This is a genomic window from Streptomyces sp. NPDC053513, from assembly GCF_044544765.1.
GTDB lineage: Bacteria > Actinomycetota > Actinomycetes > Streptomycetales > Streptomycetaceae > Streptomyces > Streptomyces litmocidini.
The window spans coordinates 207,442-229,586 of the sequence record NZ_JBITXP010000008.1; the positions used below are offsets into that span (position 1 = coordinate 207,442).

The following is a 22,145-nucleotide window of genomic DNA, read 5'->3' on the forward strand; positions in this document are numbered from 1 at the left end:
TCAGCCCGTCGGGGGTCAGCCCGCCGGGGCCAGGGTGTACGTCCGGCCGGAGGTGTAGAACTCCAGGGCCGCCGTGCCCTGCTCGCGCGGCCCGTGGCCGGAGGCCTTCGACCCGCCGAAGGGCAGGTGGAAGTCGACGCCGGTGGAGGGGGCGTTGACCCGGATCATCCCGGTGTCGAGCCGGTCGAGACCGTGCAGGGCGGTGTTCAGGTCGGCCGTGTGGACCGAGGTCACCAGGCCGTACGGGACGGAGTTGGTGATCCGGACGGCGTGGGCGAGGTCGTCGGCGGGGAGGAGGGAGGCGATCGGGCCGAAGACCTCCTCGCGCAGCAGCCGGTGGCCGGGAGACACCTTCTCGACCAGGGTCGGGGCCGCGTACCAGCCCCGCCCGTCAAGGGCGGTGCCGCCGGCGAGCGTGACGAGCCCCCGGCAGGCGTCGAGCACCCCGTCGCGGGCGCCCTCGTGGATGAGCGGCCCGCACACGGTGGCCGGGTCGGCCGGATCGCCGACCGGGAGGGACCGCAGGGCTTCGGAGAGGGCCTCGCGCAGCGGTTCGAGGGCGGCGCCGACCGCGATGACGCGGCTGGTGGCGGTGCACTTCTGGCCCGCGTATCCCGCGATGGAGGCGGCGATGTGGTGCGCGGCCTGCTCGATGTCCGCGTCGGGCAGGACGACGGCCGCGTTCAGGCCGCCCATCTCGGCCTGTGCCGGGATGCCCCGGGCGACCGCGGCCCTGGCCACAGCCTGGCCGACGGGGGTGGAGCCGGTGAAGGAGACGACGTCGGCGGCCGAGACGAGCGCGTCGCCTTCGGTGGCGCCGCCGGGCAGGACGGTGAACACCCCTTCCGGGACGGCCCGTCGCACGATCTCACCGAGGCGCTCGGCGCAGGCGGTGGCCTCGGGCGCGGGCTTGAGGACGACCGTGTTCCCCGCGGCGAGCGCCGGGGCCGCCTTCCAGGTCGGGATGGCGAAGGGGAAGTTCCAGGGGGTGATGAGCGCCGCCACGCCGTGCGGCCGGCGCCGGGTCAGCAGCAGGCCGGCGCCCGCCGAGGTCTCGTGGACGGAGCCGGTGGGCGCGAAGGGGGCCTGGGCGTAGTAGCGCCAGATCGCGGCGGTGCGGGCCACCTCCGCCCTGGCCTCGGAGAGCGGCTTGCCCACCTCGCGCACGGCGAGCCCGGCCAGTTCGTCGGCCGCGGCCTCGACGGCGGTGGCGACCGCGCCCAGGGCGGCCGAGCGTGCGGCGGCTCCGGCCCGCAGCCAGCCGGGCTGCGCGACGCGGGCCCGTTCGACGGTGTCGACGGCCGCGAAGGCGCCCGGGGCGGGGATCCGCAGGAGCACGTCGGCCGGGTCGGCCGGGTTGCGCGAGATGAGGGTGGGGAGTGCGTCGGTCACGGGAGGGGGCCTCCGGGGAAGGGAACGTTCGGGTCGCGGAAGTGCTGCGTCGCTCCGGTGCCGCGCGACCGCCGGCGGCAGCCGCCTGCGGTGGGCGTCGGCGGTGGGCGTCGGCGGTGGGCGTCGGCGGTGGGCGTCGGGACGACGCGCGGCTCAGCGGTGGCCGTCCGCCACCGCCTTCTCCGTGGCGGTCCGCACCGCCGCCTCGGTCGCGCCGGTGAGCGGGTGGCGGGGCGGCCGGGTGGGTCCGCCGGTGTGGCCGGCGAGGTCCATGGAGAGCTTGATCGCCTGGACGAACTCGGTCTTGGAGTCCCAGCGGAAGAGCGGGTGCAGCGAGCGGTAGAGCGGCAGGGCGGTGGCCAGGTCGCCGGCGACGGCGGCGCGGTAGAGCGCGGCGCAGCTCGTGGGGAAGGCGTTGGGGTAGCCGGCGATCCAGCCGACCGCGCCCGCCACGGCCAGCTCCAGGAGGACGTCGTCGGCGCCGATCAACAGGTCGAGTTCGGGGGCGAGTTCGGCGAGCTCGTAGGCGCGGCGGACGTCGCCGCTGAACTCCTTGACGGCGACGATGCCGCCGTCGGAGTGGAGGCGGGCGAGCAGGTCGGGGGTGAGGTCGACCTTGGTGTCGTACGGGTTGTTGTAGGCGACGACGGGGATGCCGACGCCGGCCACCTCGGCGTAGTGGGCGCGCACGGACCGCTCGTCGGCGCGGTAGGCGTTGGGCGGCAGGAGGAGGACCGAGCCGCAGCCGGCCTCGGCGGCCTGTTCGGCCCAGCGGCGGGCCTCGGCGCTGCCGTACGCGGAGACGCCGGGCATGACCCTGGCCCCGTCCCCGGCCGCTTCGACGGCGGTACGGACGACCTGGGCGCGCTCCGCGTCGGTGAGGGTCTGGTACTCGCCGAGGGAGCCGTTCGGGACGACGCCGTCACAGCCGTTCGCGATCAGCCGGGCGACGTGCTCGGCGTAGGCGTCGTGGTCGACGGAGAGGTCCTCGCGGAACGGGAGGGTCGTGGCGACCATGATCCCGCGCCAGGGGCGGTCGGTGTTCCAGGTGGCGGTGGTCATGACGATGACCTTTCTGTAGCGTGTGACATTTTATAGAGAGGCGAAGAGAAGAGGCCCTCGCGGGCCTCTCCCCCTCAGGAGGTCCGGGGGTGCGGATCGGCCGGTTCCTCGTCGAGCGCGGCGAGCGCCGAGAGCCTGACCGGCACGGCGAACGGGCGTCGTTCGGCGGGCGGTTCGGGGACGCCGCCGCGCGCGGCGAGGCAGGAGACGGCCGTTCCGCACATCCGCCCCTGGCACCAGCCCATGCCGGCCCGGGTGAGCAGCTTGGCGGTTCTCGCGTCCCGCGCGCCGAGTTCGGTCACCGCCTCGCGGATCCGCCCGGCGGTGACCTCCTCGCAGCGGCACACGTCCGTGTCGTCGGTGAGCCAGTCCTGCCAGCCGGGGCCCGGGGCGTGCGCGGCGGACATCACGTCGGCGAAGGCGCGCAGCCGGTCCCGGCGGCGGCGCAGTCCGGCGATCCGGTCCTCGTCCGCGCGGCGGCCGAGGAGCCGCGCGGCGACGGCGCGGGCGGCCAGCTCGCCCTCCGTACGGGCGAGTTCGGCGCCGCCGACTCCCCCGGTCTCGCCCGCCGCCCACAGGCCGCGCTCCGAGGTTTCCTGGAGGTCGTCCAGGGCGAGACCCAGGGTCCCGTCGGGGAGCCGCCGGGTGGCGCAGCCGAGGGTCGTGGCCAGCTCGATCTGCGGGACGAGGCCGTGGCCGACGGCCAGGGCGTCGCAGGCGATCCGGCGGCCCGTGCCCGGCACGGGGCGCCAGTCGGCGTCGAGGCGGGTGACGGTGACGGCCTCCACCCGGTCGGTGCCGTGCACTTCGGTGACGGCGCTGCGCGGCCGGACGCGGACGCGGTGTCGGAGCAGCGCGGCTCCGTGCGACAGCGCTTCGGCCGCCTTCGCCGGGTTGGCGAGGAGGGCCAGGGGGGCGCGGGCGTACCGGAGGTAGCCGGCGGCCTCGACCACGGCCGGCACCCGTGCGCCTGCGGCGGCGAGGGAGGAGGCGACGGCGAGGAGCAGGGGGCCGCTGCCGGCCACGACGACGCGGCGGCCCGGCAGCACGAGGCCGGACTTGAGCATGGCCTGTGCTCCGCCCGCGCCCACGACGCCGGGCAGGGTCCAGCCGGGGAAGGGGAGTTGGCGTTCGTACGCGCCGGTGGCGAGGAGCAGCGTCCGGGCCCGGATCCGTGCGGACCACCCGGCGGTGCCGTCGGCTCCGGTGACGGCGTGCGCGGTCCAGGTCCCGTCGCCCTCCCGCACGGTGGACCACACGTGGTGCCCGGCGAGGTGGGTGACGGTGCTTCCGGCGAGGCGTCGGCGGAGGCCGGTGAAGGCGGACCAGTCGTGGTGCAGGGCCTCGGGGCGCCGGGCTCCCAGTGCGGGCGCGGGGTGCCGGTGGAACTGGCCGCCGGTCTGGGCCGAGGCGTCGAGGAGCACTACGGAGAGCCCGAGTTCGGAGGCCGTGACGGCGCCTGCGAGGCCTGCGGAGCCCGCCCCCACGACCGCGAGGTCGTACGGCTCCTGCCGCGCCCCGGGGTCAGACGGCGAGGCGGTCATGACCGTGCCCCTCCTGGGTGGTGATCGCGTCGCCGGGGCGGGCCGGTACCAGGCAGGCGCGCCGGTTGGGTTCGCCGTTGACGGTGGCGAGGCAGTCGTAGCACTGGCCGATGCCGCAGAAGGCGCCGCGCGGCCGACCGCCGTCCCGGGTGGTGCGCCAGGCCAGGATGCCGGCGCCCCAGAGGGCGGCGGCGAGGGTCTGGCCCGGCAGGGCGGTGACGCGGCGGCCGTCGAAGGTGATCTCGAACGGCGGATCGGGCTGTGCGCCGACGAGGTCGGCGGGGGTGCGGGCCACGGGCCCTCCTCTCGTGACGGTGGGTGCGCGCCTCAGGGCGCGGGGGGTGCGAGGTGCGGGACGGGTGCGGTGTCGGCGAAGCGTTCGGGCCGGAACGGGTGGATGTCGAGGGGCGGTTCGTCGCCGGTCAGGCAGGCGGCGACGATCCGTCCCGTCACGGGGGCGAGTCCGATGCCCGCCCCTTCGTGGCCGCAGGCGTGGAGCAGGCCGGGGACGCGCGGGTCGGGTCCGATGGCGGGCAGGTGGTCCGGCAGGTACGGGCGGAAGCCGAGGTAGGTGCGGACGGCCCGTACGGCGCCGAGGACGGGGAACAGCGCGGTGGCTCCGGCGGCGAGCCGGCGGAGGACCTCGGTGGAGAGCGTCCGGTCGAAGCCGACGCGTTCCCTGCTGGCGCCGATCAGGACCGGGCCCGCCGGGGTGCCCTCGACGACCGCGGAGGTCTGGAGCGCGGCGGAGCCGCTGGCGACGTCGGCCACGTAGTCGGCGGCGTACACCTTGTGGCGCACCACGCGCGGGAGCGGCTCGGTGACGAGGACGAAGCCCCTGCGGGGCAGTACGGGCAGGTGGACGCCCGCGAGCCCGGCGAGGGCGCCGCCCCAGGTTCCGGCGGCGTTGACCACGTACGGGGCGTGGATCTCGCCGGCGGTGGTCCGTACGCCGCGGATCTCCCCGGCCGGGCCGGTGAGCAGGCCGGTGACCTCCTCCCCCAGGCGCGGCCGGATCCGTTCGCCCCCTGTGCGCAGCAGCCGGGCCGCCGCGTGGGCGGGCATCACCTGGGCGTCCTGAGGGTAGTGGAAGCCGCCCGCCAGGGTGGGTGCGAGGTGGGGCTCCAGGTCGTGGAGCCGGTCCTCGGGGACCTCCCGGCTGGTGACGCCCGCCTTCTCCTGGCGGGCCGCGAACGCGCGCAGGGCGCGCATCCCGGGCTCGTCCGAGGCGACGACGAGGCCGCCCTTCGCCTCGTACTCGACCTGGGGCGGGAGCAGTTCGGCCAGCTCCCGCCACAACCCGGTGGAGATCAGGGCGAGTTCGAGCTCGGGTCCCGGCTCCTTGTCGGAGACCAGGAGGTTTCCCTCGCCGGCTCCCGTCGTGCCGCCGGCGACGGGACCGCGGTCGACGACGGTGACGGAGAGGCCGGCTCGGGCGGCGTAGTGGGCGCAGGCCGCGCCGACGACGCCGGCGCCGACGACGATGACATCCGAGGTGTTTCTCGTGGGCACGGCAGTAATATTTCACATGGCACCCTGATTGCCAAGACCCCTGAAGAGTCCGGTCCCTTGACAACCGTTCACCTTCATCGTCCTCATGTTCCTGACAGAAGTGGACCACCACGAGGGGGACGGACAGCGCATGGCCAAGCCCGAGAGCGCGGGACCCGACTACGACGTCGTCATCAGCGGGGCGAGCCTCGCCGGAAGCGCCGCGGCGATCCTGCTCGCCCGGCGCGGCGCCCGCGTCGCACTCCTGGAACGCCGCTCGCGCCCCACGGCGTACAAGACGCTGTGCACCCACTCCCTCACGGCCAACGCCACCCCGGTCCTGGAGGAACTCGGCCTGCTCCCCGCCCTGGAGAAGGCGGGCGCCGTCCGCAACGAGGCCCGCTGGTACACCCGCTGGGGCTGGATCGAGCCGGGGGCCGCGCCGGGCCCCGAGCTGCCGTACGGCTACAACGTCCGCCGCAGCACCCTCGACCCGATGATCAGGTGCCGTGCGGCCGAGACCCCCGGCGTCGACGTCCTCCTCGGCCACCGGGTGACCGGGCTCCTCCGGGAAGCCGGGCGCACCGTCGGCGTGCGCGCCTCGACGTCCGAGGGCGAACGCGAGCTGCGGGCCCGCCTGGTCGTCGGCGCCGACGGCAAGGACTCGGCCGTGGCCGGGTTCGCCGGGGTGCCCACCCGGCGGCACGAGAACGCGCGCTTCGGCTATTTCGCGCACTTCCGCGGCCTTCCGCTGCGCGACGGGATCAGCCACGCCTGGTTCCTGGTGCCCGACATGGCCTACGCGTTCCCGAACGACGACGGGGTGACGGTCGTCGCGGTGCTCCCGGACAAGAAGCGGCTCCCGGACTTCCGGCGGGACCTGGAGGGCAGCTTCCTCGACTTCGTCCGCGCCCTGCCCGACGCGCCGCCCATCGACTCCGCCGAGCGCATCACGAAGATCACCGGCACGGTCGACTACCCGCTGCACACCCGCAGGGCGACGGCACCGGGGCTCGCCCTCGTCGGCGACGCCGCCCTGACCGGCGACCCCCTGTGGGGAGTGGGGTGCGGGTGGGCCCTGCAGTCCGCGCAGTGGCTGGCGGAGGCGGTCGGCCCGGCCGTCACCGGCCGGGGCGACCTCGACCGCTCCCTCGCGCTGTACGCGGCCAGGCACCGGCGCCGCCTGGGCGGCCACCAGTACCTGGCCGCCGACTTCGCCAAGGGCCGCCCGTTCAACCCCGTGGAGCGGCTGATGTTCTCGGCGGCGGCGCGCGACGGCGCCCTGGCCCGGCACATGCACCTGTTCGCGTCCCGCCTGATCGGTCCGCCGCGCTTCCTGAACCCGGTGGCCGTGGCCAGGGCGGCGGCCGTCAACATCCGGCACAGGGGCACGGCCGGCCGGACCCCGCCCCTGTCGCCCACGGGGTCATGAACCCCCGCGGGCCGCGCGGTACAGGGCGCCGGCGACGGCGAGGTCCTCCCAGGCCATGCCCACGCCCTTGAAGAACCGCGGACGCCGGGAGAGGGCACGGCCGTCCACCGGATCACGGCCGTTGACCAGATCGGCGAGGGTGCCCGCGATGTGGTCCTCCCCGATCGCCCCCTCGGCCATCGGGACGAGCAGGTCCCCCGCCTCGCGGAGCGCCGCCGAGCGCGCCTCGACGTACACCTCGGCGCGGCTCACGAAGGCGGTGTCCGTCTCCCGGGCCGTCGGCTCGTGCGAACCGACGGCGACGACGGTGGCGCCCGGAGCCACCCGGGCGCCGTCGAAGAGGGGCTCGCGGGCCGTGGTGCAGCAGACGACGAGGTCGGCTCCGTCCACGTCGTCGGCCGTCCCGGCGCGGGCGGGCACGTCGAGCGTCCGCGCGTATCCGGCGAGGGCCCGCGCACCGATCGGGTCGCGCCCGACGACGACCGCCTCGGCGAGCTCGCGCACCGCGAGGACCGCCTCCAGGTGACCGTACGCCTGGGGTCCGGTGCCGAAGAGGACGAGGCGCAGCGGCCGGTCGTCCGGGGCCAGACGGCGTACGGCGAGCGCGGAGACGGCAGGGGTGCGCAGCTCGGTGAGGGCCGCGCCGTCGAGGAGGGCGAGGGGCCGGAGGTCCGCGCCGTCGAGGAGCAGGTAGGAGCCGGTGATGCGGGGCAGGCCGCGGGCCGGGTTGCCCGGGGCCACGCCCGCGACCTTCACGCCGGCGTACGCGCCGGAGGCGGCGGGCATGAGCAGGAGCTCGCCGGCGGGGACGGGGACGGCGGTACGGAGCGGGGCGGCCTCGGGGTCGAACCCGGCGCGCAGGACCTCGGCGAGGACGTCGGCGGTCGCCGCCGGGGTCAGGAGGCGGGTCATGGCCGGGGCGTCGATCAGGAGCAGGTCGGTCATGGGGTTCACGGCCGTGCGCGAGGTCTCTCGGGTCTTCGCGGTCACAGCAGGAATCCCGTTCCCAGGTCGTCGTGCGGGTCGAGGACGAAGGCGTGGGTGCCGGTGCGGTGGGTCGCACCGGTCACCTCCGTGATCCCCTCGGCCAGCAGCCGGCCGGTGAAGACGGTGCCGGCCACGGACTCGTGCGTGAGGACGCCGCCGGGCCCGAGGCGGCCGTCCTCGCCGAGCAGGGCGAGCCGGGCGGAGGTGCCCGATCCGCAGGGCGAGCGGTCGACCTGCCCGTCGGCGAAGACGGTGACGTTGCGCTGACGCGGCCCGTCGGGGGTGTCGGGCAGTTCGTCGTACAGGATGACGCCGTACAGGTCGTGTTCGGGGAGCGCGGCGCGGATCTCCCGCCCGGCCCGGACGAGCGCGGGCAGGGAGGCCCGGCCGGTGTCGAGGCCGAGGGCGCGCGCGGGGAGCGAGGCGTAGCGGGCGCCGGAGTCGGCGAGGTCGACCTCGACGGTGCCGGAGGCGGTGCTCACCGGGACCTTGCGGGCAAGGACCCGCGTCGGGACGTTGCGGAAGGTGACGCCCGTGGTGCGGCCGCCGGCGCGGTGCACGGTCGCGGTGACGCGTCCGGAGGGCACGTCGACGCGGACGGGGACGTCGCCGTCGTCGGGCGCGGGGACTCGGCCGGTGTCGACGGCCCAGGCGCCGAGGGCCATCGTGCCGTGGCCGCAGGCGGTGGAGTAGCCGTCCTTGTGCCAGAACAGCACGCCGAAGTGGGCGCCGTCGTCGTCGGGCGGGACGACGAACCCGCCGTACATGCCGGAGTGTCCGCGGGGTTCCCGGACCAGCAGGCGGCGCAGCTCGTCGAGCGGGCCGAGCCGGAGCGCGAGGGCGCGGCGCTCGGCGACGGTGTCGCCGGGGATCGGGGGCAGGTCCTCGTCGACGATCCGGAAGGGCTCGCCGGCGGTGTGGTAGTCGGTGGTGCGGACCGGGCGCGGGGTGGTGCTCACGGAGTACGGCCTCCAGAGGGAGTCGTGGGGCCGGGCCGGCCCTTCCGCGGGGAGGGCCGGCCCGGGCGGTGGGCGGGGTGCGGTCAGCTGCGGAGGGGGCCCTCGCAGCTGTAGCTCGACGTGCCCGCGACCTTGGTGGACCAGATCTCGACGGGCCCGAAGCTGCAGTTCATGTCGGCCAGGTTGTTGGAGGCGGCGCCGGCCCGGTCGAGGATGAAGTAGTCGACCGTCTCGGACATGTCCTTGAAGTTCTGGTCCGCGCTGGCCCAGTTCGACAGGTTCGCCGTGATCCGGCCGGTGCAGAGGAAGCGGCGCTTGCCGGGCTCGCCGTTCTCCACGCAGTCGGGGGTGTTGTACGTGGCGGTGGCGAAGGACGCCTTCACCGAGGCGAGGTCCGCGTCGCGCAGCTGGGCGTTGGGCGTGTACGTGGTGTTGGGGACGTACAGCCGGTCGACCTCGGCGATCCGCGCGTCGAGGAAGCGGTCGTAGTCGCGCTGGAGGTTCGCGTCGGAGCTCAGCCGGTCGCGCCAGGCGTCGTACGCGGACACGTCGTTCGCCCGCAGGTGGGTGTACATCTCGCGGAGCAGGGAGGGCTTCTCGGTCCAGAGGAACTCGAAGAACGTGCCCGCGTAGTTGTAGAAGCGGAATCCGTCGCCGTCGTAGGTGGCGTGGAGGATCTGGCGCAGGTTCATCCGGGGGCCGCCGCCGGCGGTGTCGTTGATGATCCCGCGGACGAGGGACTTGCGGACGGCGATGCCGTTGTCGCGGGTGGCTCCGTCGAAGAACTCGGCCGTGCCCTCGTCCATGGCGGTGGTGCGGTCGTCCTGGTACCAGGGGCCCTCGCCGAATGAGCCGGGGACGGCCCAGCGGCCGTTGAGGTAGTGGGTGTACTCGTGGCGGAAGAGCTCCTCCAGCGTCAGCGAGGAGTCCTGGGGGACGCGCCGCTGGTACGTGTAGAAGGTCGCGCCGCGCTCGATGTAGATGCCGCCGTTGTTGGTGCCCATGCCGGTGAGGATGGGGTGGTAGTTCTCGTAGTCCGCGCGGGAGGCGTAGAGGACGATGTTCAGCGTGGCGTTGGTGTCGCCGGCGAGCGGCCGGTCGGTGCCGAGGACGCGGTGGTACTGCGCCTTGACCTGCTTGCTCGCGTAGTAGAGCTGGTCGACGGTGGCCCGGTCGAGGGCGGTGCGGACCCTGATGGCGCCGTTGTCGTAGGTGTACGTGTACGGGAAGAGCTGCTTCTCGATGTCCTCCTTGCACACGCCGTACGGCTTGCAGGCCTCGTAGGTGTTGAGCCAGGAGACGACCTTGGCCCACTGTTCGCTGCCGCGGCCGAAGGTGTCGACGACGGTGGCGAGGCCGGCGCCGAGGTCGGCGACGACCCCGTCCCGGAGGCCCGCGACCTGGCCGAAGCGGCCGTACTCGCTCAGGGCGTCGCGGGCGACCCAGGCGTTGGCGGTGCCCTTCAGGTGGCCGTAGCCCGCGAAGGCCTTGAAGGTGGCGCGGTAGGCCGGGTCGGCGGCGACGGCCGCGTGGAAGGCGCTGTCCTGGTTGCCGGGGTAGACGCCGAGGTAGTTGACGGAGAGGCCGGCGAGCGCGGCGCCCGCCCAGGCCGGGTCGAGGTTCGTGGCGGGGTGCGAGGGGTCCATGGTGGCCAGAACCCGCTTGACGAGGCCCAGTTGGTGCTGGCGGAGGCCGGGTGCGCTGGCCGCGTAGAGCGCTTCGCGGAGGGTGTTCGCGTTGCTCCTGGTGACGTCGAAGGTGTGCGCGGCGGCGCCGAAGTCGGCGACGGCCCGGCGGATCGCGTCGACCGTGGGCGCGTCGGTGGTGTCGATCTCGTCGCGCGAGTAGTCGTGGTAGGCGACGGCGTGCAGGTACGTGAACATCTCCTCCAGGTGGGAGGTGTTCCGTCCGTCGTGCGAGGCGGAGAGGCTCGATATGCGGCGGGCGACGGCCTGGACGTGGGCGTCGGACATCACGGGTGCGAGCCGGGCGTCCCAGGTCCATATGAGGCCGCGGAGGCAGCCGTCGGCGGTGACCGCCGGGTCGGCGAGGAAGTCGGCGAGCCGTTCCGGGGTGAGGGCGGTGATCCCGTCGAGGGTGCAGGGGACGCCGGCGGCGGTGGTGCCGGGGGCGGCCGCGGTGAGCGGCCGTGCGGTGGCGGCGGCCGGTGCCCGGCCGGGGACGCGGCCCGTGGCGTGGCCGCCGGGGGCGGGCGCGGGCCCGAAGGTGGGGCGCGGGGCGGAGGCGCGGTGCTCGACCTCGTCGAAGGGGTTGGTGCCCGGCCGTGCCTGCGGGCCCGGCGCGCCGAGGGCGGGGGCCGGGGCGGCGGGCCGGTCGTCCGTGCCGGTCGTGGAGGCACCGGCCTGGCCGGCGGAGGCGAGGAGGGTGACCGCGATGGCGGAGACGAGCAGGGAAGAGCGCACGCGTCGGTGGAGGGACAACAGGACTCCTGCGGGTGAGGGGGGTTGGTTCGGGGATGTGTTCGCGAACTGGTCTGGTTCGCACGGCGTCTGACGGACGTTCATCGAACCGTGTGCGCTGTAACATAGTAATGTGAAATTGCACTGACAAGACCCGGGACGGCACCAGTTCCCCACCAGGGCCGGCGGAGCCGTGCACGGGACTGTTCATCCGCCCCCTCGGCCCCCACCATGCTCCTGACTACTCCTGCGCAACTCACCCTGGGGGCAAGCGTGTTGAGACTCCTCGGCCGGATCGTCGTTCCGCTGATCGCCGTCGTCGCGTCCCTGTTCCTGCCGACGGCGCCCGTCCGGGCCGACACCCCCGTGGTCGGCTCCTCCGCCCGCGTTCCCGTCGTGTTCGTCCACGGCTACAACGCCGACCCCGGCGTGTGGGGCGGACTGCGCGCGGACTTCGAGGCCGACGGGTACACCGACGGCGAGCTGTTCTCCTTCGGCTACGACACGCACCGGTCCGTGAACGAGGTCCTGGCCGGCGAACTCGCCGCGTACGTCGAGGAGGTCAAGCGACGGACCGGGGCTGCCCGGGTCGACCTCGTCGCCCACTCCTTCGGCAGTCTCCTCACCCGCTGGTACGTGAAGTTCGACGCCGCCGGACAGTCCTCCGTCGCCCACTGGATCTCCCTCGCCGGCCCCAACCACGGCACCTCCACCGCCTGGGCGTGCGCGCTGTGGGACCAGGCCTGCCGCGACATGACCCCGGGCTCCTACGTCCAGAAGAAGCTCGCGGAGGGCGACGAGACGCCCGGGGCCGTGCGCTACGCCACCTGGTGGTCGAACTGCGACGAGGTCGTCAACCCCGACGGCAGCGTGCCGCTGGCCGGCGCCGTCAACAACGGCGCCGGCTGTCTCGACCACAACGCGCTCCTGGGAGACGACGCGGTCTCCCAGGGGGTCCGCGCGTTTCTGCGGAGCTAGGCCGTCTCTTCCGGATCTTGCCTCGCCCGCGCCGCCCGGCACCGCACCTCGCCGCGTTGTCGGAAAGCCCAAGGACGTCCAGTAATCGGGCATTCCTCCGCCTTGCGATGCACGGCACCGGACGACGCGGGCTTGACCGGCAAGATCCGAAAGAGACGGCCTAGATCCCGACCCGCTCGGCGGCGGGCTCCGCGGCCCGTTCGCCGAGCCGGGCGGTCGGGACCCGGAACGTCTCCCGCAGGCCCCAGGCGCACAGCACCAGGACCAGCGCCGCCGCGCCGGAGTAGAGCCCGACACCGATCGGGTCGCCGTCGTACGCGAGGAACAGCGCGGTCGCGGCGGTCGCCGCCGTACCGCCGCCCAGCGCGGCACCGGTCTGGTAGGTGGCGGAGATGGACGAGTAGCGGGTGGCCGCCGGGAACTGCTCGCCGAGGAAGGCCGGGATGCAGCCCTGCGGGGCGGCCATCAGCACGTTCACCAGGACGTAGGCGAGCGTGGCCAGGACGAGGACGTGACCGTCCACCAGCGGGAAGTACAGGAAGAAGAAGGCCGCGTACGCCAGGGTGCCGAGGATGACGACCGGCTTGCGGCCCTTCCGGTCGGAGAGGAGCGCCATCACCGGCACGGCGATCGTGAAGGCGACGGAGCCCGCCACCTGGAGCAGCAGGGACTCGGTGTGGCTGTAGCCGCGCTCCTCGGCGTACGTCACCGTGAAGATCGTGCCGATGTACGCGAGGGTGTTGTAGCCGAAGGCCACGCCGATGGCCAGCAGCATCTGGCGCGGGTGCCGCCTGATGGAGTCCAGGACGGGGACGCGGGGCGCTCTGTCGGTGCGGCGCTCCTCCTGGGGCATCCGGCTGCGGGCGACGACTCCGACGAGGACGAGGAGGCCGCCCAGCCAGAACGGCACGCGCCAGGCCCAGGCTTCGAGCCGTTCCTCCGGGAGGAGGGTGATCAGGGTGAAGACGCCCGTGCCGAAGAGGCTGCCGATGCCGATGCCGGCGCTGGTGAAGCTCCCCCACAGGCCGCGCCGGCCCTCGGGGGCGTTCTCGATGCCGAAGAGGGAGGCGCCGCCCCACTCCCCGCCGGCCGCGAAGCCCTGGACGAGGCGCAGGGCGACGAGCATGACCGGAGCGGCGATGCCCAGGGTCCCGTACGAGGGCAGGCAGCCGATGAGGAAGGTGCTGCCGCCCATGATCAGCAGCGTGAGGACCAGCATCGACTTGCGGGCGATCCGGTCGCCGAAGTGGCCGATCACGATGCCGCCGAGCGGACGGGCGACGAAGCCGCTGCCGAACGCGGCGAAGGCCACCAGGGTGCCCACCGTGCGGTCGAACTCGGGGAAGAAGACGGTGGGGAAGACGATCGCGGCGGCGAGGCCGTAGATGATGAAGTCGTAGAACTCCAGCGCCGTTCCGAATCCGGAGATGAGGAAGGTGCGAGTGCCTCTGGCCGCGCGGGCCTTGAGGCCGGGCCGGACGGTCTCCGTCATGGCGGGTCCTTCGGGGTGGGGAGGGGAGAGCGGAAACAAACGGGGAAAGGGCGGGTCGGATCAGAAGCGGGCGAGGCCGGCCGTCGGGGCCTCGTGCGGCGCGCCGGCCAGGTAGTCGATCGCGCAGTGGGCGACGTCGAGCCCGACGGTGAGCAGGGTGCCCCACTGCTCGTGCGGCGGCTTGTGCGCGTCGGGCCGCATGCAGACGACGGCGTCGGCCCCGTCGTCGCCGCAGAAGGCCCGCGCCCGCTCGGCGGGCGACAGTCCCGGCATCGCGGCCCGCACCGCGCGCAGGTGGGCGAGGCGCTCCGTCGTCATCGAGTCGGCCGGTCCGGTGTCCGCCGCCGCGAGGCCGGCGTCGAGGAAGTGGTTGGTGTGCAGCAGCCAGCCGTCCTCCCCGGCCGGGACCACCGCGAGGCCGGCGGGGGAGAGCTCCAGGCTCGCGGCGGAGGAGTCGGCGGTGACCACGGTCAGCGAGGTGGAGGCGCTGACGCGGGCCGTCGAGGCGATCTCGACGGCCCGGTCGAGGGTGTCCGCCTCGTCGAGGATGCGGCGGGCGACCGCGTGCACGGGCACGCCGCCGCCGTTCGCGGAGTCGGACGCGTGGAACAGGATGTTGAAGTGCACGCCGAGGCCGGCGCTGTTCACGCCGATCTTGCCGGCGGCGCCGAACTCGGTGAAGAGCTTCACCGTGCGGCCCGCGCTCGGCGTCAGCTCGTGCAGCAGCGCCTCCGGGACGAGCAGGTCGTGCCAGTCCCAGGTCTGCACGGTCTGCGGCGCGGCCCCCGCGGGCGCGAACACCGCGGTCGAGCACTCGCCCTTCCCGGGGGTCGGACAGCCGGCGAGGATCTCGGTGCGGGCGCCGACGGCGGCCACCGTCCAGCGCTCGGCGCCGGCCGCGTCGGCGCAGGCGTCCGACTCCTCGGCGAGGTCCGGCGCCCAGGTCCGGAGCGCCTCGTGGCTGCGCTCGGCGAGGGCGCGGACCCGGTCGGCGGGCAGGCCGAGGGCGGCGAAGTGCTCCCGGTAGAGCTCCGCGACGCGCCGGACCTGGGCGCCGAACCGGGTGCCGAGCAGGGTCCCGCGCTCACGGGGGTCGGTCGTCTCGGTGGTGAGGGTGTGCAGTTCCACGGGGGTTCCTTCGAGGATGGCGAGGCCGCGCGCCGATGGGGCGGCGGGCATCAAGCTAGGAACGTAAAACCTTTTATGCAATGCTTGGGGGAACTCTTCCCCGGGGGACCCCTCCCCCGTCCTTCAGGACGTTCCAGGACAGGCGGCGCGCGGTGGCACGGACACGGGGCATCACGATCAAGGACGTGGCGCGCAGGGCGGGGGTCTCCATCACCGCCGTCTCGCACGCCCTCAACGACAAGGGCACCCTCAGCGCGGCCACCCGCGAGCACATCCGCGCCGTCGCCGAACAGATGGGGTACGAGGCCGACGCCCTGGCGCGCGGGCTGCGCCGTTCCCCGATGGGCGCCGTCGGCCTGGTGCTGCGCTCCCTCGACGCCCTCGGCGACTACGCGCCGGCGGGCGTGGACGTCTTCGAGCGGTTCGTGGGCGCGGCCGCCTCACAGGCCCTGGCCCGCGGCCTCAGCCTCATGCTGGTGCCGGACCTGACGCGGCCCCCGGTCCCGCCGCTCGCCTTCTCGCTGGACGGCTACATCGTCACCAATCCGCACGTGGACGACCCGGTCGTCGCGCGTCTGGAGGAGCGCGGCATCCCGTACGTGACCTACGGACGCCCGCCCGGACGACCGGAGTTCACGCACTGGGCGTCGGAGGACGACCGCGCCTCCGCCCGTCTGGTCCTGGCCCACCTGGAGGGCGCGGGCGCCCGCTCCGTCGCCCTCGTGCGGGGCACCGACCCGAACGCCTGGAACCTGGAGCACCAGGACGTCTACCTCGGCTGGTGCGAGGAGCGGGGCAGCACGCCACGGCTGTACGAGCTCCCCGAGCGCGCGGGCGTCGAGGGCGGCACGGCCCTCGCCGGCCGGCTCGTCGACGACGGGCTGCCGGACGCCGTCTTCTGCCTCACCGGGCGACACGCGGCCGGCGTGCAGCGGGGCCTCGTGGCGCGCGGCGTACGGGTGCCCGAGCGGACCATGGTGGTCACCGGCTCCGACTCCGAGCACGCCCGCAACAGCCGCCCCGCCATCTCCGCGCTCGAACTGAACCCGGTCGACAGCTCGGCGGCCCTGCTCGACATCCTCCAGTCCCTCATCGCCGGCCGCCCCGCCGACGCGCCCCGCCTCACCCGGGCCCGCTTCCGCCCGAGGGGGTCGACCCGGCGGTAGGTCAGCGGGAAGGGAGCGACCGGCGCCCCGGAGCGGAGCGGGCGGCGGCGAGCAGTTCCTCCCTGTCGACGAGCTTGACGCGGGGGCGCCCCTGGCGCCGGCCCGCCGTCCGCTCGCTCTCGTCGATCGCCCGCCAGCCGTCGAGGCCGACGGCCTCCGGATGGCCTCCGGACGCCGGGCCCCCGCCGGTGGGGGCGGTGAGCAGGCCGGCTTCGAGGTCGTCGAGGAGTGCGGAGACGGTCTCCTGGGCGCAGGACTTGTTGGTGCCGATGAACCCCTGCGGGCCGCGCTTGATCCAGCCGGCCACGTACACGCCGGGCCGGACCCTGCCCCTCTCGTGGGGCACCGTGCCGGTCGTCCCGTCGAACGGGAGGCCGGGGACGGGCCGGGCCCGGTAGCCGATCGCGCGCAGGACGAGCGAGGCCTCGACGGTCTCCACGGTCCCGGCCGTCTCGACGCTCTCCATGGGTCCGGTCGTCTCGGCGCTCCCCCCGGCCCCGGTCGTCTCGACGGCGAGACCGGTCACCCGGTCGTCGCCGAGGATCCGGATCGGGCGGGTCCGGAAGCGCAGGACGATGCGGCGGCGTCCCGGCACGGGGGTCCGGGCGGCCAGCTCGGCGAGCACCGCGGTCTTGGGGGTGGCGTCCGGGGGGACGTCGGCCGGCCAGCCCCGGACGAGGACGTCGACGCCGTCGAGCGCGGCGAGGGCGAGCAGTTCCGGCAGGGTGAACGCGGCCTCGGCCGGTCCGCGGCGCCCGAGCACGACGACCTCGCGGACGCGGCTCGCCCGCAGCGCGGCGAGCGCCCGGTCGGAGATGTCGGTGCAGGCCAGGGCGTCGGGGTCGGCGGTGAGGACGCGGGCCACGTCCAGGGCCACGTTGCCGTTGCCGATGACGACGGCCCGTTCGCCGTCCAGGGGGTAGGAGGCGGCGCTGTGGTCGGGGTGGCCGTTGTACCAGGCCACGAAGTCGGTGGCGGAGGCGCTGCCGGGCAGGTCCTCGCCCGGGAGGCCGAGCCGCCGGTCGGTGGCCGCGCCGACGGCGTAGATCACGGCGTGGTGGTCGCGGACCAGGTCCTCGTGGTGCAGGTCGCGGCCGATCTCGGTGTTGAGCCGGTACGAGAAGCCGGGCTGGCTCTCGACGGCGCGGAACAGCCGGGCGACCCGCTTGGTGTCCTGGTGGTCGGGGGCCACCCCCGCGCGGGCGAGCCCGTACGGGGTGGGCAGCCGGTCGTGGACGGTGACGGTGACGCCCGGGTACCGGAGCAGTTCGTCGGCGGCGAACAGCCCGGCCGGTCCGGCGCCGACGACCGCGACCCGCAACCCGGCGGTGGGGGCGCGGCGTTGGGCGGGGACGAGGGCCATGGGCGTGCGGTCCTCGTGCGGATGGGCGTCGTAGTAGGCGCGGTTGAGTTCGAGGAACGGCGACTCCGCCTCGGTGAGCGCGGTGTGCGGCTTGAGCGCGTCCACCGGGCAGGCCGTGGTGCAGGCGCCGCAGTCGACGCAGGTGCGGGGGTCGACGTACAGCATCTCGGTCCGCCCGAAGCCCGGTTCGCCGGGGGCGGGGTGAATGCAGTTGACCGGGCAGGCCAGGACGCAGGAGGCGTCCGCGCAGCACGACCGGGTGACGACGTAGGTCATGGGGAGTTGCTCTCCGTTCGCGGTTCCGCGGCGTGCGGGACGGTCGGCTGCGGGCGGGGGCGGATCGGGCGGCGTGCGGATCAGGCGGCGTGCGGGGCGGGCTCGCCCCGGTGGCGGGACGGGCGGCCGTCGATGCGCAGCGCCTTCCACACGCGCCGGGAGGCCCTGTTCATCAGGCCGATGTCCTCGGCGAGCATCCGGACGTCGGAGAAGAGGTCGCGGAGCATCTTCTCGCCGTCGGGCGACTTCCAGAAGATGTCCTTGATCACCCAGTGGGGCACGCCTATCGTCTCGGCGGTCTTCCGGTCGGGGACCATGATGACGTCGCCGAGCACCCGCATGATCACGGGGAAGGCCACCGAGAGCGCGCCCCGGCGCGCCCGGCCGTAGCCGGGGACCTTGACGCGCAGGAACTCGTGGGCGAAGGAGATGTGCCGGGCCTCCTCGGCGACGTGGATCTGCATGAGCCGGCGCATCAGCGGGTGGATGTCCTCGCCGCCGCGCAGGATCGCCTTCTGGAGGTGGTCGATGGGCTCCTCCCCGGCGAGGACGCCGGTGAAGAAGGACTCGGGGACCAGCGAGCCGGCCAGGGGCAGGAAACGGCTGAGCACCCGGAAGGAGCGTCGCCCGCCGGGCACGTCGGCGCCCGCGCGGTTCACGAACTCCTGGAACATCTGGGTGTGGTGGCACTCCTCCGTGACCTCGTGGGTGAGGTAGCGGAACTCCGGGTTCTGGTTGCGCAGGGCGAAGAGGTAGTCCATCACGCCGCGGATCAGGACGTTCTCGAACTGCATGCCGACCTTGACGATGTTGGCGTACCGCCACAGTCCGATGCGCGTGCGGACCTCCAAAGGCTGCTCCTGGTACCAGGGGTGGCCGCCCAGGGGGTCGGCCGCGGGGAGCACCCAGCGGGGGTCCGTCGGGTCGATGGCGAAGTCGGGGTGGTCCCAGTCGATGTCGGTGAACGCGTCGAAGTGGATGTGCACCGAGGCCTCGGACAGGGTCCGGAGCCTCTCGTGGTAGCTCTGCACGCTGGTCATCGTCGTCCTCGGTCTCTCGCGGTCGGCTGTCCGGAGCTGAGCAGGGTGTCGAAGCGGAGCGCGGGGTCCTCGATCGGGGACCGCCGCAGCGCGCGGCGGTCGTGGTAGTAGTCGTTCCGGATCCGCCAGGGGTCGCGGGTGCCCTGGCGGGGCATGATCGCGTCGCCGCGGGCGATGTAGCCGGAGGTCAGCGACTCGCCCATGACGGAGACGGAGGAGCGGTCGGCCTCGGTGGCGACGGGGGTGACGGCGGTGAGGCCGTGGCGGTCCATGTGGGCGATGAGCCGGCTGACGTAGGCGGCGGCGAGGTCGGCCTTGAGCGTCCAGGAGGCGTTGGTGTAGCCGATGATCATCGCCAGGTTGGGGACGCCGTCGAGCATCACCCCCTTGTAGAGGAGGTGGTCGCGGGTGACGACGGGCTTTCCGTCGACCGCGAGTTCCATGCCGCCGGCGAGCTGCATCCGCAGGCCGGTGGCCGTGACGACGATGTCGGCGGGGATCTCCTCGCCGGACCCGACCCTGAGGCCGGTCTCGGTGAAGGTCTCGATGCGGTCGGTGACGACGGACGCCCGGCCGCTCCTGAGCGCCGTGAAGAGGTCTCCGCCGGGCACGACGCACAGCCGCTGGTCCCAGGGCTTGTACGAGGGGGTGAAGTGGCGCATGTCGACGCTCTTGCCGAGCCGCGCCCGCACGGCGCCGAGGAGCACCTTGCGCATGAGGCGGGGGGCCTTGCGGCACAGGGCGTAGAGGGTGCGCTGCAGCGCGATGTTGCGGGTGCGTCCGACCCGGTGGACGAGCGCGGCGGGGACGCGCAGCCGGCGCAGGAGGACGGAGAGGGGGTCGTCCGCGGGGAGCGCCAGGACGTACGTGGGCGAGCGCTGGACCATGGTGACGTGGGCGGCTTCGGGGGCCATGGCGGGGACGAGGGTGATGGCGGTGGCGCCGCTGCCGATGACCACGACGCGCTTGCCCGTGTGGTCGAGGTCCTCGGGCCAGTGCTGCGGGTGCACGAGGGTGCCGCGGAAGCGGTCCTCGCCGGGGAACTCGGGGCGGTGGCCGGCGTCGTAGTCGTAGTAGCCGGTGGCGCCGACGAGGAAGCGGGCGGTGAGGAGAAGGGTCTCGCCGGTGGCCTCGTCGAGGGTCTCGACGGTCCAACGGCCTTCCGCGCTCGACCAGTCCGCCCGGACGGCCCGCCGGCCGAAGCGGATGCGGTCGGCGACGCCGTGCTCCTCGGCGGTGGCCCGGATGTAGCGGCGGATGTCCGGGCCGGCGGCGAGGACCTTGGTGCCGTGCCAGGCACGGAAGCCGTAGCCGAAGGTGTACATGTCCGAGTCCGAGCGGATGCCGGGGTAGCGGAAGAGGTCCCAGGTGCCGCCGATCCCGGCGCGCCGCTCGATGATCGTGTACGTGAGCCCGGGGTTCCCGTCGAGCAGGTGGCAGGCGGCACTGATGCCGGACAGCCCCGCGCCGATGATCAGCACGTCGACGTGCTGGTTCTCCATGTCCGTCCCCTCCGCTGCCGGCCGTGCCGGTGGGCGTTCTTCCTCTGGCCCCGGAATTTACCTGTGTCACCGCGTCCAGGATACCGGCGGTAACGTGACCTGCGCCACCCCTCTCGCCCGGCCTCGTCCCCACCGCCGGGTACGATCCACGCCGTGGCCGAGGACAGACACACACGCAACGACGGGCGCCCCGACGGCCGTGACACCCGCTGGAGCGGCCACCGCGCCGAGCGCCGGGACCAGGTCCTCACCGCGGCCCTCACCGTCATCGGCCGCGAGGGAACGACGGTCAGCGTGGCGGCGATCGGCGCCGAGGCCGGCATGCCCCGCTCCGTCGTCTACCGGATCTTCCGCAGCCGCGAGGACCTCGACGAGCAGATCCGCGCGCGCATCACCGACGACCTGATGACCGCCCTGTCCCCCGCCCTCGACCCGAAGGGCACGATCCGGGAGGCGATCGAGCTCGCCGCGGCCACCTACGTGGGCTGGGTGGCGCTCCACCCCCACCTCCACCGCTTCCTCGGCACCGGCTCGCCCGGCCGGCCCGCCGCCGGCTCGCGCGCGGTCGCGGGGACCCGCACCGCCGTCGCCCTCCACCTCGCCCGGCTCCTGGACACGTACGCCGAGCGGTTCCTCGACGGCGAGGAGGCTCCCCCGGGGTTCAACCTCAACCTGGCGTTCGGCATGGTCGGTCTGGTGGACGGCGTGGTGAACCAGTGGGCCGCCCACCCCGAATCGCGGAGCTCCCTCGACGACCTGACCCACTTCCTGAGCGACGCCCTCTGGGGCCTGCTCGCGGGCGTCACCCCGCGCCTGGGCATCAAGCTCGACCCCGACCAGCCGATCGGACCGGTCCCGGAACCGCCGGGGCCCGGCACCCCGTAGGGCACGGCGGACGACCGCCACCGCCCCCGGGCGCCACCGCCGACCCCCGGCCCTCCCCCGGCTCCGGGCCCCTCCCTCTGCTCGCGGACTTCCCGCCTGCTTCCGGCTCTTTCCCCGCTCCCGGACCCTGGCCGGCCGGTCGGCACGCCTCTACGATGCCGGTGATCAACGCCGACGTACGACTCGGCCGCATTCGGGGGACGAAGCATGGATCAGTACAACGTGCCGGTCGGGCCGGCCGCGGCGCACGGGCCGCGTTACCGCTTCCGCGACCCCGCCGGACCCGCCCTCGTCGTCCAGTGCCTGATCGCCACCTCGGCCCTCGCCGAGGCGTACATCATCCACACCGGCCCCGACGCCCCCTGGCTCGAGGACGGGAGCGCCGCGCTCGGCTTCCTCCAGATCCTCTGCTGGATCTCGTTCCTGGTCTGGTTCCACCGCGCCCGCTGCAACGCCGAGGTGCTCGCGCCGGGCACCCACAAGTACGCCCCGGGCTTCGCCCTCGGCGCCTGGATCATCCCGCTCGCCATGTGGTGGCTGCCCCGGCGCATCACCCTGGACATCCGGCGCGCCGGCGGCCCGCCCCGCGACACCTGGCTGATCAACGCCTGGTGGTTCGTCTGGCTCGCCGACGGCCCGCTCTCGGTCGCGGTCCACCTGCTGGTGCTCCACCAGACCGATTACCACACCCCGGTGGACCACGCCCTCGGCATCCTGGACTCGATCCTGGCGATCGCCGTGATCCGCCGCGTGACCGCCGCCCAGCCGGCCGGCCCCCTCCCGTACTTCAACATGACCTGACCACTTCGACATGACCTGACGCCGACACCGCCCGGGAACCCTTCTGCCGCCGCCGCGCGGACGCCCCGGGCGGCGGGCACCACACGGGAAGAGCGTTGCGGGCGGCCCCTGCGCGGGGTCCGGCGGAGGGGGGGGGGGGGGGCGGCGCGGGGGGGGGGGGGGGGGGGGCGCGGGGGGGGGGGGGGGGGGGGGGGGGGGGGGGGGGGGGGGGGGGGGGGGGGGGGTAC

General features: G+C 74.3%; 18 protein-coding genes. 5 read left to right on the plus strand and 13 right to left on the minus strand.

Annotation, left to right across the window (positions count from 1 at the left end):
• Positions 1–15 precede the first annotated feature (15 nt).
• The 5 genes from ACIGW4_RS16470 to ACIGW4_RS16490 all read right to left on the minus strand — a co-directional run bounded on the left by ACIGW4_RS16470 (position 16) and on the right by ACIGW4_RS16490 (position 5,510).
• Positions 16–1,392 (minus strand): aldehyde dehydrogenase family protein, encoded by a 1,377-nt coding sequence (locus ACIGW4_RS16470; RefSeq protein WP_399581092.1) that lies wholly within the window; start codon positions 1,390–1,392, stop codon positions 16–18.
• Positions 1,393–1,545: 153 nt separating this feature from the next.
• Entirely contained in the window at positions 1,546–2,454 is a 909-nt protein-coding gene (locus ACIGW4_RS16475; protein WP_399581093.1) for a dihydrodipicolinate synthase family protein, read from the minus strand.
• A 74-nt stretch (positions 2,455–2,528) separates the two neighbouring features.
• Positions 2,529–3,998, minus strand: coding sequence for an FAD-dependent oxidoreductase (locus tag ACIGW4_RS16480; protein ID WP_399581095.1), 1,470 nt, complete (start codon positions 3,996–3,998; stop codon positions 2,529–2,531).
• On the minus strand, positions 3,979–4,293 hold the full coding sequence (locus ACIGW4_RS16485) for a (2Fe-2S)-binding protein (protein ID WP_030693809.1): 315 nt from the start codon (positions 4,291–4,293) through the stop codon (positions 3,979–3,981). Before ACIGW4_RS16485 ends, ACIGW4_RS16480 begins: the two co-directional genes overlap by 20 nt.
• A gap of 32 nt (positions 4,294–4,325) precedes the next feature.
• Complete coding sequence (locus ACIGW4_RS16490; RefSeq protein ID WP_359592443.1) at positions 4,326–5,510, minus strand: FAD-binding oxidoreductase; 1,185 nt, start codon at positions 5,508–5,510, stop codon at positions 4,326–4,328.
• An 85-nt stretch (positions 5,511–5,595) separates the two neighbouring features.
• On the opposite strand from ACIGW4_RS16490, the gene ACIGW4_RS16495 reads away from it, so the two are divergent.
• A complete protein-coding gene (locus ACIGW4_RS16495) occupies positions 5,596–6,921 on the plus strand; it encodes an NAD(P)/FAD-dependent oxidoreductase (RefSeq protein ID WP_399581099.1) in 1,326 nt (441 codons plus the stop codon).
• Here the strand turns inward: ACIGW4_RS16495 and ACIGW4_RS16500 are convergent.
• The 3 genes from ACIGW4_RS16500 to ACIGW4_RS16510 form a co-directional block, all read right to left on the minus strand.
• On the minus strand, positions 6,916–7,866 hold the full coding sequence (locus ACIGW4_RS16500; RefSeq protein ID WP_399581305.1) for an ornithine cyclodeaminase family protein: 951 nt from the start codon (positions 7,864–7,866) through the stop codon (positions 6,916–6,918). The genes ACIGW4_RS16495 and ACIGW4_RS16500 overlap by 6 nt on opposite strands.
• A 41-nt stretch (positions 7,867–7,907) precedes the next feature.
• Positions 7,908–8,867: a proline racemase family protein gene (locus tag ACIGW4_RS16505; protein ID WP_398709805.1), complete on the minus strand. Its 960-nt coding sequence runs from the start codon at positions 8,865–8,867 to the stop codon at positions 7,908–7,910.
• Positions 8,868–8,950: 83 nt separating this feature from the next.
• The gene (locus ACIGW4_RS16510; protein ID WP_399581102.1) at positions 8,951–11,308 is read right to left on the minus strand and encodes a collagenase; all 2,358 of its coding nucleotides are present in this window, start codon (positions 11,306–11,308) and stop codon (positions 8,951–8,953) included.
• Between the two features lie 252 nt (positions 11,309–11,560).
• On the opposite strand from ACIGW4_RS16510, the gene ACIGW4_RS16515 reads away from it, so the two are divergent.
• On the plus strand, positions 11,561–12,265 hold the full coding sequence (locus tag ACIGW4_RS16515; RefSeq protein WP_399581104.1) for an esterase/lipase family protein: 705 nt from the start codon (positions 11,561–11,563) through the stop codon (positions 12,263–12,265).
• Positions 12,266–12,425: 160 nt separating this feature from the next.
• Here ACIGW4_RS16515 and ACIGW4_RS16520 read toward each other — a convergent pair whose 3' ends face one another.
• Positions 12,426–13,757 carry an MFS transporter gene (locus ACIGW4_RS16520; RefSeq protein WP_399581106.1) on the minus strand — a complete coding sequence of 444 codons (1,332 nt, stop codon included), beginning with the start codon at positions 13,755–13,757 and terminating at the stop codon, positions 12,426–12,428.
• A 60-nt stretch (positions 13,758–13,817) separates the two neighbouring features.
• Positions 13,818–14,885 carry a C45 family autoproteolytic acyltransferase/hydolase gene (locus ACIGW4_RS16525; RefSeq protein WP_399581109.1) on the minus strand — a complete coding sequence of 356 codons (1,068 nt, stop codon included), beginning with the start codon at positions 14,883–14,885 and terminating at the stop codon, positions 13,818–13,820.
• A gap of 152 nt (positions 14,886–15,037) precedes the next feature.
• Here ACIGW4_RS16525 and ACIGW4_RS16530 point away from each other — a divergent pair, with 152 nt between their 5' ends.
• Positions 15,038–16,051, plus strand: coding sequence for a LacI family DNA-binding transcriptional regulator (locus ACIGW4_RS16530; RefSeq protein ID WP_398709814.1), 1,014 nt, complete (start codon positions 15,038–15,040; stop codon positions 16,049–16,051).
• A gap of 1 nt (position 16,052) precedes the next feature.
• Here the strand turns inward: ACIGW4_RS16530 and ACIGW4_RS16535 are convergent, their stop codons facing one another.
• The 3 genes from ACIGW4_RS16535 to ACIGW4_RS16545 form a co-directional block, all read right to left on the minus strand.
• Positions 16,053–17,690 (minus strand): FAD-dependent oxidoreductase, encoded by a 1,638-nt coding sequence (locus tag ACIGW4_RS16535; RefSeq protein WP_399581111.1) that lies wholly within the window; start codon positions 17,688–17,690, stop codon positions 16,053–16,055.
• Positions 17,691–17,770: 80 nt separating this feature from the next.
• Complete coding sequence (locus ACIGW4_RS16540; protein WP_123458323.1) at positions 17,771–18,730, minus strand: diiron oxygenase; 960 nt, start codon at positions 18,728–18,730, stop codon at positions 17,771–17,773.
• Positions 18,727–20,232: a flavin-containing monooxygenase gene (locus ACIGW4_RS16545; protein WP_399581112.1), complete on the minus strand. Its 1,506-nt coding sequence runs from the start codon at positions 20,230–20,232 to the stop codon at positions 18,727–18,729. The genes ACIGW4_RS16540 and ACIGW4_RS16545 overlap by 4 nt, the downstream gene beginning before the upstream one ends.
• A gap of 153 nt (positions 20,233–20,385) precedes the next feature.
• Here ACIGW4_RS16545 and ACIGW4_RS16550 point away from each other — a divergent pair, with 153 nt between their 5' ends.
• Together ACIGW4_RS16550 and ACIGW4_RS16555 are read left to right on the plus strand one after the other, a co-directional pair.
• Positions 20,386–21,117 (plus strand): TetR/AcrR family transcriptional regulator, encoded by a 732-nt coding sequence (locus ACIGW4_RS16550; protein WP_185094868.1) that lies wholly within the window; start codon positions 20,386–20,388, stop codon positions 21,115–21,117.
• Between the two features lie 207 nt (positions 21,118–21,324).
• A complete protein-coding gene (locus tag ACIGW4_RS16555) occupies positions 21,325–21,918 on the plus strand; it encodes a DUF4328 domain-containing protein (protein WP_123458325.1) in 594 nt (197 codons plus the stop codon).
• Positions 21,919–22,145: the final 227 nt, after the last annotated feature.

Bases quoted from the DNA above. Each gene is read 5' to 3' on its own strand.
- ACIGW4_RS16540 (WP_123458323.1), bottom strand. From the start codon at position 18,730: ATGACCAGCGTGCAGAGCTACCACGAGAGGCTCCGGACCCTGTCCGAG.
- ACIGW4_RS16535 (WP_399581111.1), bottom strand. From the start codon at position 17,690: ATGACCTACGTCGTCACCCGGTCGTGCTGCGCGGACGCCTCCTGCGTC.
- ACIGW4_RS16480 (WP_399581095.1), bottom strand. From the start codon at position 3,998: ATGACCGCCTCGCCGTCTGACCCCGGGGCGCGGCAGGAGCCGTACGAC.
- ACIGW4_RS16495 (WP_399581099.1), top strand. From the start codon at position 5,596: ATGTTCCTGACAGAAGTGGACCACCACGAGGGGGACGGACAGCGCATG.
- ACIGW4_RS16475 (WP_399581093.1), bottom strand. From the start codon at position 2,454: ATGACCACCGCCACCTGGAACACCGACCGCCCCTGGCGCGGGATCATG.
- ACIGW4_RS16500 (WP_399581305.1), bottom strand. From the start codon at position 7,866: ATGACCGACCTGCTCCTGATCGACGCCCCGGCCATGACCCGCCTCCTG.
- ACIGW4_RS16545 (WP_399581112.1), bottom strand. From the start codon at position 20,232: ATGGAGAACCAGCACGTCGACGTGCTGATCATCGGCGCGGGGCTGTCC.
- ACIGW4_RS16520 (WP_399581106.1), bottom strand. From the start codon at position 13,757: ATGACGGAGACCGTCCGGCCCGGCCTCAAGGCCCGCGCGGCCAGAGGC.
- ACIGW4_RS16555 (WP_123458325.1), top strand. From the start codon at position 21,325: ATGGATCAGTACAACGTGCCGGTCGGGCCGGCCGCGGCGCACGGGCCG.